This window comes from Streptomyces sp. NPDC040405 (assembly GCF_055595765.1).
The window spans coordinates 198,805-213,713 of the sequence record NZ_JBVIVI010000011.1 but is presented as its reverse complement, the minus strand read 5'-3'; the positions used below and the strand labels follow the sequence as shown (position 1 = coordinate 213,713).

Annotated in this window: 20 protein-coding genes and 5 tRNA genes; 20 read left to right on the top strand and 5 right to left on the bottom strand. The window is 71.7% G+C overall.

Annotation, left to right across the window (positions count from 1 at the left end):
• Positions 1 to 10: 10 nt before the first annotated feature.
• Both ACZ59A_RS35740 and ACZ59A_RS35735 read right to left on the bottom strand, forming a co-directional pair.
• Positions 11 to 832 (bottom strand): aminotransferase class IV, encoded by an 822-nt coding sequence (locus tag ACZ59A_RS35740; protein WP_470967521.1) that lies wholly within the window; start codon positions 830 to 832, stop codon positions 11 to 13.
• On the bottom strand, positions 829 to 1,890 hold the full coding sequence (locus tag ACZ59A_RS35735; RefSeq protein WP_470967518.1) for a chorismate-binding protein: 1,062 nt from the start codon (positions 1,888 to 1,890) through the stop codon (positions 829 to 831). The genes ACZ59A_RS35740 and ACZ59A_RS35735 overlap by 4 nt, the downstream gene beginning before the upstream one ends.
• Positions 1,891 to 2,048: 158 nt before the next feature.
• On the opposite strand from ACZ59A_RS35735, the gene ACZ59A_RS35730 reads away from it, so the two are divergent.
• The 5 genes from ACZ59A_RS35730 (at position 2,049) to ACZ59A_RS35710 (ending at position 2,499) form a co-directional block, all read left to right on the top strand.
• Positions 2,049 to 2,121, top strand: a tRNA-Gly gene (locus tag ACZ59A_RS35730).
• Between the two features lie 28 nt (positions 2,122 to 2,149).
• Positions 2,150 to 2,220: transfer RNA gene (locus ACZ59A_RS35725), tRNA-Cys, on the top strand.
• A gap of 1 nt (position 2,221) precedes the next feature.
• Positions 2,222 to 2,293, top strand: a tRNA-Val gene (locus tag ACZ59A_RS35720).
• Positions 2,294 to 2,344: 51 nt separating this feature from the next.
• Positions 2,345 to 2,416 (top strand) — tRNA-Val (locus ACZ59A_RS35715).
• Between the two features lie 11 nt (positions 2,417 to 2,427).
• Positions 2,428 to 2,499: transfer RNA gene (locus tag ACZ59A_RS35710), tRNA-Val, on the top strand.
• A 154-nt stretch (positions 2,500 to 2,653) separates the two neighbouring features.
• Here the strand turns inward: ACZ59A_RS35710 and ACZ59A_RS35705 are convergent.
• The 3 genes from ACZ59A_RS35705 to ACZ59A_RS35695 are packed head-to-tail and all read right to left on the bottom strand — an operon-like array spanning position 2,654 to position 5,152.
• Positions 2,654 to 4,288, bottom strand: a complete 1,635-nt coding sequence (locus ACZ59A_RS35705) for a recombinase family protein (protein WP_470967515.1) — start codon at positions 4,286 to 4,288, stop codon at positions 2,654 to 2,656.
• Positions 4,285 to 4,680 carry a hypothetical protein gene (locus tag ACZ59A_RS35700; RefSeq protein ID WP_470967512.1) on the bottom strand — a complete coding sequence of 132 codons (396 nt, stop codon included), beginning with the start codon at positions 4,678 to 4,680 and terminating at the stop codon, positions 4,285 to 4,287. The genes ACZ59A_RS35705 and ACZ59A_RS35700 overlap by 4 nt, the downstream gene beginning before the upstream one ends.
• Before the next feature lie 19 nt (positions 4,681 to 4,699).
• A complete protein-coding gene (locus tag ACZ59A_RS35695; RefSeq protein ID WP_470967510.1) occupies positions 4,700 to 5,152 on the bottom strand; it encodes a helix-turn-helix domain-containing protein in 453 nt (150 codons plus the stop codon).
• A 262-nt stretch (positions 5,153 to 5,414) separates the two neighbouring features.
• Here ACZ59A_RS35695 and ACZ59A_RS35690 point away from each other — a divergent pair, with 262 nt between their 5' ends.
• The 15 genes from ACZ59A_RS35690 (at position 5,415) to ACZ59A_RS35620 (ending at position 14,904) form a co-directional block, all read left to right on the top strand.
• Complete coding sequence (locus ACZ59A_RS35690) at positions 5,415 to 5,654, top strand: XRE family transcriptional regulator (protein WP_470967507.1); 240 nt, start codon at positions 5,415 to 5,417, stop codon at positions 5,652 to 5,654.
• Positions 5,651 to 5,833, top strand: a complete 183-nt coding sequence (locus tag ACZ59A_RS35685) for a hypothetical protein (RefSeq protein WP_468944026.1) — start codon at positions 5,651 to 5,653, stop codon at positions 5,831 to 5,833. The genes ACZ59A_RS35690 and ACZ59A_RS35685 overlap by 4 nt, the downstream gene beginning before the upstream one ends.
• Before the next feature lie 69 nt (positions 5,834 to 5,902).
• Complete coding sequence (locus ACZ59A_RS35680) at positions 5,903 to 6,205, top strand: hypothetical protein (protein WP_470967505.1); 303 nt, start codon at positions 5,903 to 5,905, stop codon at positions 6,203 to 6,205.
• Positions 6,202 to 7,377, top strand: a complete 1,176-nt coding sequence (locus ACZ59A_RS35675) for a recombinase RecT (protein WP_470967503.1) — start codon at positions 6,202 to 6,204, stop codon at positions 7,375 to 7,377. Before ACZ59A_RS35680 ends, ACZ59A_RS35675 begins: the two co-directional genes overlap by 4 nt.
• Complete coding sequence (locus tag ACZ59A_RS35670) at positions 7,374 to 7,973, top strand: hypothetical protein (RefSeq protein ID WP_470967500.1); 600 nt, start codon at positions 7,374 to 7,376, stop codon at positions 7,971 to 7,973. The genes ACZ59A_RS35675 and ACZ59A_RS35670 overlap by 4 nt, the downstream gene beginning before the upstream one ends.
• A gap of 153 nt (positions 7,974 to 8,126) precedes the next feature.
• A complete protein-coding gene (locus ACZ59A_RS35665; protein ID WP_470967498.1) occupies positions 8,127 to 8,738 on the top strand; it encodes a hypothetical protein in 612 nt (203 codons plus the stop codon).
• A gap of 78 nt (positions 8,739 to 8,816) precedes the next feature.
• Positions 8,817 to 9,683 (top strand): hypothetical protein, encoded by an 867-nt coding sequence (locus ACZ59A_RS35660; protein WP_470967496.1) that lies wholly within the window; start codon positions 8,817 to 8,819, stop codon positions 9,681 to 9,683.
• Positions 9,680 to 10,354 (top strand): zinc finger domain-containing protein, encoded by a 675-nt coding sequence (locus tag ACZ59A_RS35655; RefSeq protein ID WP_470967493.1) that lies wholly within the window; start codon positions 9,680 to 9,682, stop codon positions 10,352 to 10,354. Before ACZ59A_RS35660 ends, ACZ59A_RS35655 begins: the two co-directional genes overlap by 4 nt.
• On the top strand, positions 10,351 to 10,806 hold the full coding sequence (locus ACZ59A_RS35650) for a hypothetical protein (protein ID WP_468944045.1): 456 nt from the start codon (positions 10,351 to 10,353) through the stop codon (positions 10,804 to 10,806). The genes ACZ59A_RS35655 and ACZ59A_RS35650 overlap by 4 nt, the downstream gene beginning before the upstream one ends.
• Positions 10,803 to 10,970 carry a hypothetical protein gene (locus tag ACZ59A_RS35645; RefSeq protein WP_470967491.1) on the top strand — a complete coding sequence of 56 codons (168 nt, stop codon included), beginning with the start codon at positions 10,803 to 10,805 and terminating at the stop codon, positions 10,968 to 10,970. The genes ACZ59A_RS35650 and ACZ59A_RS35645 overlap by 4 nt, the downstream gene beginning before the upstream one ends.
• Before the next feature lie 126 nt (positions 10,971 to 11,096).
• Positions 11,097 to 11,627, top strand: a complete 531-nt coding sequence (locus ACZ59A_RS35640) for an HNH endonuclease signature motif containing protein (protein WP_470967488.1) — start codon at positions 11,097 to 11,099, stop codon at positions 11,625 to 11,627.
• A gap of 3 nt (positions 11,628 to 11,630) precedes the next feature.
• Positions 11,631 to 12,119: a single-stranded DNA-binding protein gene (locus tag ACZ59A_RS35635; protein ID WP_470967486.1), complete on the top strand. Its 489-nt coding sequence runs from the start codon at positions 11,631 to 11,633 to the stop codon at positions 12,117 to 12,119.
• A 118-nt stretch (positions 12,120 to 12,237) separates the two neighbouring features.
• Complete coding sequence (locus ACZ59A_RS35630; protein WP_470967484.1) at positions 12,238 to 12,972, top strand: hypothetical protein; 735 nt, start codon at positions 12,238 to 12,240, stop codon at positions 12,970 to 12,972.
• A gap of 100 nt (positions 12,973 to 13,072) precedes the next feature.
• The gene (locus ACZ59A_RS35625) at positions 13,073 to 13,987 is read left to right on the top strand and encodes a hypothetical protein (protein ID WP_470967481.1); all 915 of its coding nucleotides are present in this window, start codon (positions 13,073 to 13,075) and stop codon (positions 13,985 to 13,987) included.
• A gap of 62 nt (positions 13,988 to 14,049) precedes the next feature.
• Positions 14,050 to 14,904 carry a hypothetical protein gene (locus ACZ59A_RS35620; RefSeq protein WP_470967479.1) on the top strand — a complete coding sequence of 285 codons (855 nt, stop codon included), beginning with the start codon at positions 14,050 to 14,052 and terminating at the stop codon, positions 14,902 to 14,904.
• Positions 14,905 to 14,909: the final 5 nt, after the last annotated feature.

The window sequence follows — 14,909 nt, the reverse complement described above, 5'->3', positions numbered from 1 at the left end:
CGGGTGCGGCTCAGGGGTCGATGTCGGCGGCGGCCCGCTCGGTGAAGATCCGCATGGCCTTGGCGGTGACCGGTCCGGGCGTGCCGGGCACGATCCGGTCGTCCACCTGCCGTACGGCCTGGACGTCCCGGGTGGTCGAGGTCAGGAAGATCTCGTCGGCCCGCTCCAGAACGTCGAACGGCAGCGCGGTCTCCCGGGCCCCCACCCACTCCAGGGCGAGGGCGCGGGTGATGCCCGCGAGGCAGCCGGAGGCGAGCGGCGGGGTGTGGAGTTCGCCGTCGAGGACGACGAAGACGTTGGAGCCGGTGCCCTCGCAGAGCCCGCCGACGGTGTTCGCGAACAGGGCCTCGGTGGCGTCGCGTTCCCGGGCGCGGGCGAGCGCGACCACGTTCTCGCCGTACGAGGTGGTCTTGAGTCCGGCCAGCGCGCCGCGCTCGTTGCGGGTCCAGGGGACGGTGACCACGGCCGTGGCGTCCGCCCGGCGGTGGGTCTCGACGAGCGCGACGACGAGCGTGGGGCCCGCCGTGCCCCGGTCGGAGCCGAGCGGGGAGAACCCTCCGGTGTAGGTGATGCGCAGCCGCCCCAGCGGCATGGGGTTGTCGGCGAGGACCGCCTCGCAGGCCCGCCGCACCTCGTCGAGGTCCGGTTCGGGCAGGCCCAGGCCGTGCGCGGAGCGGGCCAGCCGGTGGAGGTGGCGGGTGAGCGCGAAGGCGCGGCCGTCCACCGCCTTGACGGTCTCGAAGACGCCGTCGCCGACCGTCAGCCCGTGGTCGAACACCGACACCTGGGCGCTGTCGGCTTCGCGCAGGGATCCGTCGAGCCAGATCGTCACCGCATGGTCCTTCCCGTCGGCTGCTGTACCTCCGACGCTACCGCGAGCAGTCGCGCCGCCTTGAGTTCGGTTTCGTCCCATTCCCGGTCCGGGTCAGAGCCCCAGGTGATCCCCGCGCCGGTGCCGAACCGCAGCACCGCGCCGCCGGGGGACGGCCGGTCGACCCAGAAGGTACGTATCCCCACGGCCAGCTCGCCGGTGCCGCGGTTCGCGTCCACCCAGCCGATGCCGCCGCAGTACGGGCCGCGGGGCGCGGTCTCCAGCTCCCCGATGATGCGCAGGGCGCTGGACTTGGGCGCCCCCGTCACCGATCCGGGCGGAAAGGCCGCCGCGAACAGCTCCGCCCAGCCCGCGCCCGGCGCCAGCTCGCCGCGGACCGTGGAGACGAGGTGCACCAGTCCGGGGTGCGGCTCGACCGCGCAGAGTTCGGGGACCGTCACCGAGCCGGTGGCGCAGACCCGTCCCAGGTCGTTGCGGACCAGGTCCACGATCATCACGTTCTCGGCGTGGTCCTTCTCCAGCAGATCCTCCGCCCGGCGGCCGGTGCCCTTGATCGGCCCGGACTCCACCGTCCGGCCGGAACGGCGCAGAAACAGCTCGGGCGAGGCCGTGGCGACCTCCACCCCGTGTTCCGGCAGCCGCACGGTGCCCGCGTACGGGGCCGGGTTGCCGCGGGCCAGCAGGGCGGTCAGCGCGTCCACGTCCGCCGCGTGCGGGTCGGGCAGCGGCGCGGAGAGCACGCGGCACAGATTGGCCTGGTAGACCGTGCCCGCCGCGATGTGGCGGCGTACGCGGCGGACACCGTCGGTGTACCCGGCCCGGTCCAGCGAGGAGGTCCAGTCGGCGGGCCGGGGCCCGCGCCAGCCGCCCGGCGCGGGGGGCGCGGGGGCCTGGTCACGGCGTACGTCACCGAAGCGGGCACAGACCACACGCCCCTCGAAGTCCGCGACAACAGCCCAGAAACCCTCGGTGTCGAGAGCCGAGGGATCGCTCGTCACGTCGCGCAGATCGGTGGCGAGCAGGCCACCGAAGCGGGCGAGAGGGGGCAGGTCGTGCACGCTTGCGAGTCTATGGGGCCTGGTCACGGGGGCCGCGGGAGGGATCGCGGCGGGCGAGCAGGGCAGCACCCTGCGGAAACGGAATTTGAGCTGGCCCCGGAATCCGCTAGAGTTCAACACGTCGCCGGGACGCGGAAGCGCCCCGGGAAACGACACCTGCGGACGTGGCTCAGTTGGTAGAGCATCACCTTGCCAAGGTGAGGGTCGCGAGTTCGAATCTCGTCGTCCGCTCGGAGTGGGGGTTCACGCCCCCACGTCTGGTGGAGTGGCCGAGAGGCGAGGCAACGGCCTGCAAAGCCGTCTACACGGGTTCAAATCCCGTCTCCACCTCGGACGATTAGCTCAGCGGGAGAGCGCTTCCCTGACACGGAAGAGGTCACTGGTTCAATCCCAGTATCGTCCACTCGGGTCCCTTGTGGTCCCACCCTCCGGGGTCCTCGCGGCCCCACCACCCGCGCGATTAGCTCAGCGGGAGAGCGCTTCCCTGACACGGAAGAGGTCACTGGTTCAATCCCAGTATCGCGCACGCAGTTCCCGGGACGATTAGCTCAGCGGGAGAGCGCTTCCCTGACACGGAAGAGGTCACTGGTTCAATCCCAGTATCGTCCACACCGATCGGCCAAGGGCCGGAGCGAGCAGCTCCGGCCCTTTGTCGTGTGTGCTGTTGGCCATGGGGTCTCATGAGCCGGCCCATGAACGGCGCGAGCCCGGACAGCTCCCCAGCTGTTGCTGTAAAACATCGAAGAGTGTGACGTAGATCGCTCTACTCCTTGGCCTGCTTCTTGTCCTCCCAGGGGTCCGGCTCCCACACGGGATGGATGTGCACCTTCGCCGTCGCCCGGCTCTCCTCGCCACCCTCGACCTCCTCGTCGGGATCGATCCGTTCCAGCACCACGCGTCGGATGAGCTGCTTGAGCAATGCGTTCTGTTCCCCGACTTTCAGCGTCTCCCACTCAGCGGCGAGGCTGATGATCAGGGGCTCATAGTCTGTGCGGTCTGGCGTCTGCTCGACCTCGACGCACTTCTCGAGGGCGGCCTGTGTGGTGGCCTGCTGCTGCTTGATGCGGTCGCGTGCCTTCTCGTATGCCCCGGGCGGGTAGTCGTCCGGGTTAACAGCGCGGTCCGCTTGCAGCCGCGCGAGGCCGTCAGCGAACTTGTCGAGCTCGGCTTGCAGTCGCGCCCGTTCGCGTGCGGCTTGGGTCCGCTCGTCGAGAACGAGGGCGCGCTGCTGCGGCAACGACGGCGCCGCGTCCACGCCTGCTGCGGCCTCCCTGAGTACCCAGTTCAACACCTCGCGTTCGACGTGGTCCCGGCGCTCTCGTACGCCCTCACAGCCTGTTGTGCCAGTCTTCGCCCGCACGCTGCACCGGTAGGCGAATCCCCCACTGCTGACGATCGTTGCGCTGCCGCGGCACCCTGCGCACCGCATCAGCCCGGTAAGGCGGTACAGCGCTTGTCGGGCACGGGGCGGCGTGGCGCGTACTGCCTTGCGGCGAGCCTGGTACGCCTCCCAGAGATCCGGCGCGACGCATTCCTCGTGGGCCCCTGAGATCATCAGGTAGTTCGGGCACCGAAGACCCTGCTTGTTCCGTTCGCAGGGGCACTCGCGGTCGTGGACGCGGAGTAACCCTGCTGGGAATCCGCTGTCCATGTAGTGCTTAATGGTCGACTCGGCCCACAGGCGGTTCGTCGTGGTGCGGTGGCCGTGGCGGTTGAGCCATGCGGCCAGCGCCTCGAATCCGTGACGACCGTCGGCATAGTCGCGGTAGAGGTCGGCGAGGATCGGGCCCCGCTCGGGGTGGATCTCGTACCACTCTTTTTGGGTGGTCCAGCCGCCTTGGCCGTCGGGCAGGCGGCGGGGGTGCCATATATACCCCCAGCGTGGCCGGCCGGATGAGGGTAGGTGGAGCTTGTTACGGCGGTGGTCGTGGGTCTCGATCCATTGCTCGCCGGCGCGGTCGCTTTCGTAGTTGCCGAAAGCGAAGATCATGTCTCGCTGGAACCTGCCGATCGCGGTTCTCGCGTCAACGTGTTCGGTGGCTGACTCGAGTTGTCCGCCGGCTGCTTCGAGGCGAGCGAGGTTGGTCACGTTACCTGTGCGGCTGCGGCCGAATCGGGAGTATCGCCATACGGCGATACCTCGGGCCTCGCCCTGTTCTACGCGCTCGATGGCGCCCATGATCTTGCGTTTGAAGTTCCGGCCGGTGGCGTCAAGGTCGACGATCAGCGGCTCGAGTAGGCGGCGCCCGGTGCGGGCTGCCCATTCTCGAAGGACGCCCTCTTGCAGCTCGGGGCTGATCTGTTCCTCTTTCCATGTGCTGACTCTGATGTATCCGAGCCAGGGCTCACCGTCAGCCTCCGAGCTCTGGAACGTAGCGGGTACGTCGGTGATGGTCATTCGGCTTTCTGTTCCGGTCGGACGTGCCGGGCATCGTCAAGGTGGCGGACGTTGTCCAGGGGGCACGTGGCGGGTTGGACGCGCGCGGCGCGGTCGTCGGTGACGCCGTCTGTGCGGTCGCCGCCCGACGGCGGCGGTTGGTCGAGCAGACCCCGGGCGACGTGCTCGAGGGCGAGGCGGTAGCCGGCCGTGTGCGCCGCGGTGATTTGGTCCGTCTCTACCTGGTGGGCCCGGTCGGATTGCCAGACGACGACCGCGGGGAGCGCGGTAAGGGCGATCAGGATTCCGGCGCGCACTACGTCATCCCAGTCTGCGAACAGGCCAACTATCCCCAGAGTGAGGCCGGTCACCAACAGGACAAGGACGAGAGCGGGCAGGTACCGGCTGATCACGGTGTTCCTCCGTGCGGTGCTAGTTCTCTGCGAGGTTGCCCTCGCCTGTATCGGGGGGTGGCTGACGTTGCAGAGTGTGAGTCATGGAAACGAACAGACGGCGCGCCTGATCGTCGGTGATGCCGAGTTCGTCGGCGGCCTGTTCGGGTGTAATGCTGCGTGGGCCTGTCGTCGGGTGCTGTACGGCCCTGAGCTCGTTCTCGTTGAGGACTCCCGCACGTACCAGCACCTCGCCCAGCGGAACCTGTAGCGCGGCGGCGAGCAGGGCGAGTACGCGGGTGTCGGTGACGTTGTCGCCGCGGAGGAGACGGCCGACAGTGGACGGGCTGATGCCCGAAGCTGCCGCAAACGCGCTCTTGCCCCCGCTGCGCGGTCCGGAGATGTCATAGCCGCGGTTCGTCAGCTCTTGTTGCAGCCAGCTGGCGAGCGCGGCGGCGCGGTGGTCGGACACGCCATCCTTGTTGTTTTTCATGGGTGAAATGTAGCGCGGTACTGCCTCCCCTGACAGACCGCCTTTCAGACATGACCAGCTGATCCATGGCGTACCCCCTCGTGTGCGCATGGGCCGTCTGACCTGCATCGTTCTGTAGAACGTTTGCCCGATTCTGCGCGGTTCCTTGCCCAGTGTCAACGACCTAGTACCCGTCGCGACCGGCGCTAACTTTCACTCCTGAAAGATAGGTGTTACTTTCTGCCCAGACAGACACTCTGTCTGACCAGAAAGGATCGGTCTCATGTACGACCGTGCCCTCTTGCAGGCCGTCGCCACGGACAAGGGCGATGAGCACTACACCGCCCTCGCCGCCCGCCTGAACGTTGCCCCCGCGACCGCATGGCGCCTGTGGACCGGCAAAACCGCGCCGTCCGCGCGTGTCGCCGCCGCTGTCGAACTGGTGTACGGCATTCCCGCGTCACGGCTGCTCAAGCTCGCCGACGCTGAGCGCGTCGAGCAGCCGCTCGAGGCCGCGGCATGAGCGCCCCCATCACCCGCGAGCAGGCGTACGCCAACGCCCGCGCCGTACTCGACCGGGCCCGCGCCCGCCGCGACGCCGACCGCGCCGCCGGCCGCCTCGCCCCCGAGGTCGAGCTCATATGCCGCCGCCTCGAGCGTCAGCAGCGCACCGCGGCCCCCGCGCACCGCGCCGCCGCATAACGCACAGCGGGCCCGCCCCGGGATGAAGCCCGGAACGGCCCCTGCACGACAGCACAGAAAGGCCCTGCCGTGAACCTCGCCGTTATCCCTGGCGATCAGTCGCCGCCTGCTGAGGACCGCGCCGCCGAGCTGGTCGAGCTCAACCTCGACGAGCTCGCCCTCGCGTTCGCGCAGAACCCCCGCGACGTCGCGCGGCTGCTCACGCTCCACGCGGCAAACGTGATCGCCCTCGACCTCGCCGCCGTCGCCGACGCCGTACCGCACTACGAGTGCGGCATACGCGCTGCGACGGCCGACGGCACCCGCGCCGCCCTGCTCTCCACGCTCGGCGCCCGCCCCGCCCGCAACCGCACTCAGGAGCACACCGCATGACGAGCACCGCCGTTGAGCGCCGGCCGGCGCCGGCCGCTGTCCCCGCCGTCCCCCAGCGCGGGGGCGCCCTCTCCCTCGCCAACATGACCGCGCGCGAGGCGTGGCTCTTCTGCGAAAGCCTCGCGAACACCCCGCTGTTGCCGGACCCGTACCGCAAGAACCCGGCATCGGTGCTGTGGGCGATGGAGTACGGCCGCGCGCTGGGCCTCGACGTGGTGACCACCATCACGACCATTCACGTCATCAAGGGCAAGCCGACGCAGAGCGCCGATCTGATGTTGTCCCGCGCCCGCGAGGCTGGGCACCGCGTGCGCATCAAGGCCGAGCGCACCAGCTGTGTGGTGCGGATCGTCCGGCACGACGATCCCGACGATGAAACGGTCGTCGAGTGGACTCTCGACGACGCCGTGACCGCCTGCCTGTGCGAGCTGCGTAACGGTCGCCCGTACGCCCGCGACGACAAGAACCGGCCCACGAGTTGGGAAAAGTACCCGCGCGCCATGCTCCGGAGCAGGGCGATTGCCGAGGCCGTCCGTATCGCCTGCCCCGAAGTGCTGCACGGCGCCATCTACACGCCCGAGGAACTGGGCGCCATCGTCGACCAAGAGGGGAACGCCGTCGAGGTGCCCGCCGGCACCGCGGTCCCGGAGACGATTCCGCACACCGAGCAGCCGCGGCCGGCCCGCGACTACCTCGCCGAGGCCGTCGCCACCGCCGACGCCGACCAGCTCGCCGCCATCAGCAGCGACGCCACCGCCGCGGGCGCCCCCGAGCACTACCTCGCGCAACTGGAGGCGATCCGGGCCGTGCACGCCGCGCCGGACGCCGCCGCCGCCGGAGTCGTATGGAAGGCCGCCAAGACCGCCGGCGCCCCCGAGACGTACCTCGCCCAGCTCGCCGCCGTCGGTGCCACCAAGCCCGGTGCCAAGCAGCCCCAGCAGCAGGCCGAGCAGCAGCCGGAGAGCACCGCCCCGACCGGCGAGCAGGCCCCGGAGCACGCCGCCGAGCTCACCGCCATGTACGACGCCGCCACCGCGGCCGGTCTCAACCGCGCCGAAGCCGACGACGCGTTCACCGCGGCGCACCAGTGCAAGCCGAGCGAGGCCACCGTCGAGCAGCTGCGATCGCAGCGCGACGACCTGCTCGAGGCCGTCCAGGGAGCCGCCGCGTGACCGCCGAGCAGCCACCCACCACGACCGCCGTACGCGCCGCCGTCACCCGCGAGGCCGTTCTCAAAGCGCTTCGTGACCACATCGACGCCGAGTACGAGACCGCCCGGACCGAAGTTCAGCACCTGCTCGACGAGCAGCAGCTCGCCACCGGCGGAACGAAGTTCGATGCGATCTTGCCCGACGGCACAAAGGTGGGGTCCGCCTCCCTCAGCGTCGGCGAAAAGGCCGCGCAGATCGTCGACGAGGACGCGTTCACCGCGTGGGTACGCACGACGTACCCCGCCGAGGCCGTAACCCGCATCGTCAAGAGCGTGCAGGCCGCGTTCACCGCTCGCCTGCTCGCCGAGATGACCGCGGCGGGCGCCGCCCGGATCGTCGACCCGGAAACGGGCGAAGTGCACGAGGTGCCCGGTGTGGAGATCAAGCCGAGCCGCAAGCGCACGCACTCGATGAACTTCCTACGGAAGACCAAGGCACGCCCGCAAGACGGCCGCGAGCTGGTCGCCGCGGCGTGGCGGTCCGGGCAGCTCGCCCCGATCATCCTGCCCGCCCTCGCGCCGGCCCCGGGCCCGGGCGACGAGGGAGCCGCCGCGTGATGCTCGCCGCCGTCTGTGACCTCGCCTGCCTCGCCGCCCTCGCCGTTGGCGCGTGGGCGATCGAGACCCGCCTCGCCGCCCTGTACCGCGCCGGCCAGCGCGACCGCCGCCCGCCCCTGCCGCGGGGCGGGCCCTCGAGACGGAGCAACCCCGTTGACGATCACCCTTGAGCACGCCGCCCGCCTGCTCGACACCCCGCCGCCGACCGCTGTTCCCGGACAGCTCGCCGTCGAGGGCGCCCCCACCGCGCCGGACGTCCCGGACGGCCTCGCAGCGGCATTCGCCGCCCGCACCCGTGCCGTCGAGGGCGGACACCGCGAGTGGACGACCCGGAGCCGTACCGCGACCGGCGGTGGCCGCTTCACCCACCGCGGCAAGGCGTACACCGCCGCGCAGGCCGCGTTCATTCTGCGCACCGGCCGCGCCCCGATAGGCACCGTCCAGTCGACATGCGACCGGCCGCAGTGCTGCGACCCCGCACACGTCGACGACCAGGCCACCCGGCAGCGCGACCGCGCCGCCCTCGCCGCCGTCACCGGCATTCGGCATCGACCGCCGTCATGCGACCACGACCAGGCGATACACGGCCGACACCGTGCCGACGGCCGCCGGTACTGCGACGCGTGCAACAACCCCAAGACCGGCTGTGGCCACGGCAACCCGAGGTGCGGCGCCGAGCCCGTCCACCCCTACCCGTGCGGGCCCCGCTGCGACGAGCACCAGCCGTCGAGGACGCACCCGTACCACGTCGCCACCGCGCAGTGACCAGCCCGCTCCGGGGCGAGGACTCCCCCGCCATCGCCCCGGAGCCACGTCCCCTACACCACCGATTGGAGCCACACCGTGGCCCGCATACGCACGATCAAGCCCGAGTTTTTCACCAGCCTCACGGTGGCCGACCTCACCCCCGAGCAGCGGCTGACGTTCATTGGCTTGTGGACGCACTGTGACGACGAGGGCCGCGCCATCGACGACGCACGGCTCATCAAGGCCGCCGTCTGGCCGCTCGACGACCGCACCGCCGCGGACGTCGAGGACGACTTGCGAGCCCTCACGGAGTGCTCACTGATCAGTCGTTACACCCTCAGCCGGAAGCCGTATTTGGCCGTCACCGGGTGGCGCGAGCACCAGCGCATCAATCGGCCGACCCCGAGCAGGCTCCCCGCTCCCGAGCAGGGCGAAACGACCCCGCCACCCCCGCCGACCAGCACAAACGACGACTCCCCCATCACTCACGCACACCTCAGTGAGGACTCACGCCAGGAAAGGAACAGGGAACAGGGAACGAGGAACAGGGAACAGGAAACGTCGGTCGCCGCTCCGCAGCTGCCCGACACGACGCAGCTGCGCGAGGACGTCGAACGGGTCTGCAACCACCTCGCTGACCGGATCGAGGGCAACGGCAGCAAGCGGCCGACGATCACGAAGTCGTGGCGCACTGCCGCACGCCTGCTGCTCGACAAGGACGGCCGGACCGAGGAGCAGGTACACGGCGCTATCGACTGGTGCCAGAACTCGGACTTCTGGCGTTCCAACGTGCTCAGCATGCCGAAGCTGCGCGAGAAGTACGACACGTTGCGCCTCCAGGCCGCCCGCCCGGCCGGCAACGTCGTTTCGCTCGCCGCCGCCCGGCCCTCCACCACCGATCAGCGCGTCGCCGAAGGCATGAGCTTGACTGCCCGTCTGCGCGCTCAGGAGGCCGCGCAGTGACCCCCGCCGACGCCTCCGAGTTGCTGACCCTCGCCGCCGCGTTCGACCGCCGCACCGTCGGCGAGGCCGACGCCCGCGCATGGGCCGCCGCCCTTAACGCCATGCCGCTGGACGACGACGCCCGCGAGGCAGTCGCCCGCCACTACGCCGAAACCGAGAAGTGGCTCACGCCCGCCCACGTCCGGGCCCAGCGGGCCCGCATACGAGCCGAGCGCATCGCCCACGCCAACGTCCTCGACGACGGCCGGCCCGACGAGACACCCGCCCAGTTCCTCGCCCGCCGCCGCGCCCTCACCGCCGCCGTGGCCGACGGCCGCCTCGAGGCCCAGACCGCGACGCAGGCCGTCGGCCTCGCCCCCTCGACCGCGCCGCGCGCCCTCACCGGCGGGCCCGCACCCGAAGTCGCCGACGCCCTCGAGGGGATTGGCCGCCGCATCCCCGAGGCCGCAGCCGACGAGTTGCGCCCGTACCGGCCCGTGCGCGCCGAACGCGAATCCCTCGCCCAGCACGGACAGCCCGACCCGCTCGACGTGCCGTGCACGCACCCGCCGTGCCGCGCCCCCGCCGGCAAGCCGTGCCGCAACCGGCACCGCGCCCCGCGCAGCACCCCGCACCCGTCCCGCCTCGACGACGCCACCGCCCGCCACAACGCCCAGGGAGCCGCCGCATGAACCGCAACCGCAAGCACCCCGACCGCCCCGCGCACCGACGCAAGTCCACCGCGAGCGACCGCACGAAGAACACCAGCGGCTACCGCATCACCGGTGCGTGGCCGCAGCGCCCCGACCGGCCCGCCGTCAAGACCACGCAGGACCGACGCGCACGCGACCGGATCGCCCGCGACATGGCCGCGCAGGGCGCATGGGTGACCGTCGAGGAGCACCGCGGGTATGACGCGTGGCGGACCCTGTACGAGGTCGACGGGCCCGCGCTGGTCGCCGAGCAGCAGCTCGCCGAGCAGGCCGCGGCCGAGCGCGCCGAGCGCCAGGCCGAAGCCGAGCGCCGCCGGCGCCGCCTCGCCGCCGAGGCCACCACCCACGCCCGCGCCCTCATGGCCCCGCCCGCCATCGTCCGGCCCGAAAACCGGCAGCGCGCCCGGCACATCACCGGTGCCCAGCGATGATGCCCGCCGCCGCCGTCGCCGCGATCCGGGCCGCCGTCGAGGACGCACACCGGCGCGACCTCGACCAGCCGAAGGACGTAGCCGAGCACGTCGTCGGCGAGCTTGAAGCCCAGGGCTGGACCGTCGTTGACCCGATCCTCACCCGACCGCGACCGGCCGCGTAGAGCCACCCGGGGGGCCGTCCCCGTATCCGGCGCGCCCCCCTGCCCGTTAACTTTCTGCCTAGACAGAAATCATGTCTGCCTAGAAAGAACATTCAGAACGACAGATACGTAACGGAGATAGACGCCATGGCCCGCACCCTCGCCGCCGCCGAGCGATTCGCCGCCAAGGTCAACACCGCCGGCCCCCTGTCCCTCATCCGCGGAGTGCTCGGCCCCTGCCACGTCTGGACAGGCAGCAGCAATGGGAAGGGCTACGGCACCTTTTGGCTCGACGGCCGCACCGTCAAGGCCCACCGCGCCGCCGTCGAGCTCGCCGACGACCGGCCGATACCCGACGGCCTCGAGGTCGACCACCGGTGCCGAAACCGCGCATGCGTGCGCCGCTCACACCTCGACCCCGTCACCCACCGCGTCAACATCCTCCGTTCGACGAACCACGTCGCCGCCCGCGCCGCCGTCACTCACTGCCCGGCCGGCCACGCCTACGACGAGGCCAACACCTACCGCGCGCCCAACGGCACCCGGAAATGCCGCGCCTGCAAGCGCAAGGCCGCCCGCGAACGCCGCGCCGCCGCCCGCGAGCAGCAGCTCGCCCCCGTCGCGCCCATCACCCCCAGCGCCACCACCGCCACCACCCCCGAAAGGCAGGCCGCCTAACCCATGGCCGGCGACACCGTCATCACCGTAATCGGCAACCTCACCGACGACCCCGAACTCAGGTTCACCCCGTCCGGGGCCGCCGTCGCAAACTTCACCATCGCCAGCACGCCCCGCCACTTCGACAAGCAGGCCAACGAATGGAAGGACGGCGAAACGCTGTTCCTCCGGTCGTCCGTATGGCGCCAGCAGGCCGAGCACGCCGCCGAATCCCTCACCCGCGGCATGCGCGTCATCGCCCAAGGCCGCCTCACACAACGCAGCTACGAGGACCGCGAGGGCATCAAGCGCACCGTCTATGAGCTCAACGTCGAGGAAATCGGCGCCTCGCTCAAGACCGCCACTGCCGCCGTGACCAAGGCCAACGGCAGGAACGGCGCCCAGCAGCCGCAACAGGGCGGATACGGCCAGCAGCGAGGCAACGGCTACGCCCAACAGCCCGACGCATGGGCCACACGGCAGCAGGGATACAGCGACGAGCCCCCGTTCTAACCCCGCCACGACCGCGCGCCACGTCCGGTCGCAGCCCGCGCCGCGCGCGCGAGCCCTGCGCGAATACGACGTTCATCAACTTCCGGACGAAGAACACGAGAAGCAGGAGCCCGGCCCCATGAACCGCATCCCCGACACCGTCAACGTCGCCAGCCTCGATACTCACTGCCTCATCGTCACCGTGCCCAACCATGGCCCGGCCGACGTGGCGAGCAGTCTCCCCCGCACCGTCGCCGCCGACCTGCTGCGCCAGATCGCCGACAGACTCGAGGGCGACACCGGCAGCTGCGGATTCAGCATCGCCACCAGCCGGCCCTGCCCCGTACACGACCGGCCCGCCACGCGCCGCCCCCGCAGCATCGACGACCTGCTCGACCACCTCGCCGACCGCATCCCCGACGATGGCGAGCAGCAGGCCACCCCGCCGCCCTCTCTCGCCGACGCGTTCGCCGAGTTCGGCCGCCATCTGCGTACCGCCATGGAGCAGGCCACCACCGGCACGCAGCAGCATGACGACCAGCCGACCGACACCGGGCGCGACAGCACCGCGCCGGCCGACACCGAGCAGGCCGACGGCGACCCGCGCCCCGTACTCGAGGTCGACCTCGAGCAGCCGGCCGAGCCCGAGCCCGTCGAGGAGCAGCCGGCCACACCGACCGTCGTCGGTTGCGCCCATGGATACGGCCTGCTGCGCGACACCTGCCCCGGATGCGACCACGAGCAGGACACCCCGCACGAGGCCGACCCCGTCACTGTCCGGCCGTCGTGGGCGAAGCGCGACATGCGCCGGTGCCGACGCTGCGCGCTGCGCCCCTCGCACTACATCCACAAGGCCCAGCGGAACACCGAGTGAAGCGCCTCGCCGCCCGCCTGCTCGCCGCATGGCGCGCCCGCGCCGCCCGCCGCCGCGCCGACCTCGACCTCGCCCGCCTCGCCCGTGAGGAGCCCCAGCAGTGACCCGCCACTCGCGCACCAAGCCGCGCGACCACGAACGCCGCGACCGCCGCGCCGCCCTCGACGTGCTGCTCGCCCGCGCCGAACGCGGCGCCCTCACCCGCAACGAGGCAGTCATGTTGCGCGCTTACGTCGCCGAGAAGCAGCGCACCGCCGACGAGTCCCGCAGCGCCAACGCCGGCACCACGCGCGCCCTCGAGCGCACCCGGGCCGGCGCCGACGAGGCGATACGCAGCCTCGAGGCCGAGCTCGCCGAGCAGCGCCAGGCCGCGGCCGACGCATCCGAGCAGCTGCGCCAGTACCGGGCAGTGTTCGGCGAGGATGCCCTCGACGCCCACGCGCATGCGCTCGCCCGGGCCAGCCGCGCCGAGGGTGCCCTCGCCCGCGTGCACGACGCCACCGGGCCCACCTCAGCGCGCGTCGCCGTCGCCGAGTACGACCGGGCCGCCCGCGTCGACGCTGAGGAGCGCGCCGACCGCTACCGTCTGCACTCCGAGGAGCTTCGGCACCAGCTCGCCGCCCAGCGCTACCAGGCGAGCAGCATGGAGACCGCCGCCCGTTTCGCCCAGCATGAGCGGGCCGCGCTCGAGCAGCGCGTCGCCGACCTCGAGGCCGACCTCGCCCAGCAGGCCGAGCAGCCGCAGCCGGCCCGATGCGTGCCCGCCGTTGCCGGGCCGGACCACCCCATACACGCCCTCACCGAAGCGCTCACCGCCGACCGCGCCCTCGACCACCTCGACGCCGGCCAGCTCATCCGCCGGTACTACGACGCGGTACACGCCGTCTGCTGCCCGCTCGAGCACGACGCCCCCCGGCCCGGGCACGCGGCCGAAGCCGACCTCGCCCAGCTCGCCGAGGACGACCTCGAGGCCGTCGCCGACGAACCGATCCCGTACACCCTCGCCCACCCGTAGCCGACCCCCAGGCGCCCCGCACAACCGCGAGGGCGCCCTCGAGCACCAGGAGCAACCCCCTAATGCCGAGCACCCTCGACGCCGCGACCACCGCCCGCGGCGCCGCCGACGACCTCGCCGCCGTCCGTGAGCAGTGGGGCGACCTGCTCACCGCCATATCCCGCCCGCCGGCCGCCGAATGGCCCCCGCGCGAGGCCCGCGGATTCCTCGACCAGCTCGCCACGGACGACCGCGCCGAGGACGACCTCGACGAGCAGCGGGCCGCCCGCATCGGCCGAACGCCGCTGACGCTGCGCGAGCACCCCGCCCCAGTGAACCTGTCCGCGCTCGACGCCGCCCTCGAGGTCGAACGCGCCCTGTTCGACCTCGCCGACCACCTCGCCGAGCAGGTACAGCGCCCCATCCGGCACATCGAGACCCCCACCTACGGCGCCCCCGCCGACACCATCCTTGACCCCGACGACCGCGACGACCCGGCACGGTGGCACCTCCCCACCAACCGCGACACCGGGCCCGCCGCCGTCGCCTCGCCCGGATCACGCGCGTACGGCCTGCACTGGGCCGCGGTGTGGATCGAGGGCCGGCTACTCGGCGAGGGCACCGACGGCGACCTGTTCACCCCCGTACGGACGTTGCAGCTCGAGGAGGCCGCACGCGTCGCGCGCCGCGCCCGTGCCGCCGTCGAGCACGCGCTCGGTCGCGACGGCCGCACGACCACCCTCGACAGCCCGTGCCCATGGTGCGGCGGGCGCCTGCTCGGCCGCACCAAGTCGGGGGGCGAACCTGTGGTCGCCTGCTCGACGGGCTACGCGTGCGGGGCGCCTGTCCTGCTCGACGACCGCGGCCGGCGGGCGTGGCGGGGCGCCGATCTGGTCGGTCTGTACGTCGCCCTCGAGGCGCGCCGGCGGGAGGAGTAGGGCGG

Coding starts and splice junctions, on each gene's coding strand:
- ACZ59A_RS35690 (WP_470967507.1), top strand. CDS start 5,415: ATGTACGACCGTGCCCTCTTGCAGGCCGTCGCCACGGACAAGGGCGAT.
- ACZ59A_RS35645 (WP_470967491.1), top strand. CDS start 10,803: ATGATGCCCGCCGCCGCCGTCGCCGCGATCCGGGCCGCCGTCGAGGAC.
- ACZ59A_RS35640 (WP_470967488.1), top strand. CDS start 11,097: ATGGCCCGCACCCTCGCCGCCGCCGAGCGATTCGCCGCCAAGGTCAAC.
- ACZ59A_RS35675 (WP_470967503.1), top strand. CDS start 6,202: ATGACGAGCACCGCCGTTGAGCGCCGGCCGGCGCCGGCCGCTGTCCCC.
- ACZ59A_RS35630 (WP_470967484.1), top strand. CDS start 12,238: ATGAACCGCATCCCCGACACCGTCAACGTCGCCAGCCTCGATACTCAC.
- ACZ59A_RS35620 (WP_470967479.1), top strand. CDS start 14,050: ATGCCGAGCACCCTCGACGCCGCGACCACCGCCCGCGGCGCCGCCGAC.
- ACZ59A_RS35685 (WP_468944026.1), top strand. CDS start 5,651: ATGAGCGCCCCCATCACCCGCGAGCAGGCGTACGCCAACGCCCGCGCC.
- ACZ59A_RS35695 (WP_470967510.1), bottom strand. CDS start 5,152: ATGAAAAACAACAAGGATGGCGTGTCCGACCACCGCGCCGCCGCGCTC.
- ACZ59A_RS35650 (WP_468944045.1), top strand. CDS start 10,351: ATGAACCGCAACCGCAAGCACCCCGACCGCCCCGCGCACCGACGCAAG.
- ACZ59A_RS35705 (WP_470967515.1), bottom strand. CDS start 4,288: ATGACCATCACCGACGTACCCGCTACGTTCCAGAGCTCGGAGGCTGAC.
- ACZ59A_RS35635 (WP_470967486.1), top strand. CDS start 11,631: ATGGCCGGCGACACCGTCATCACCGTAATCGGCAACCTCACCGACGAC.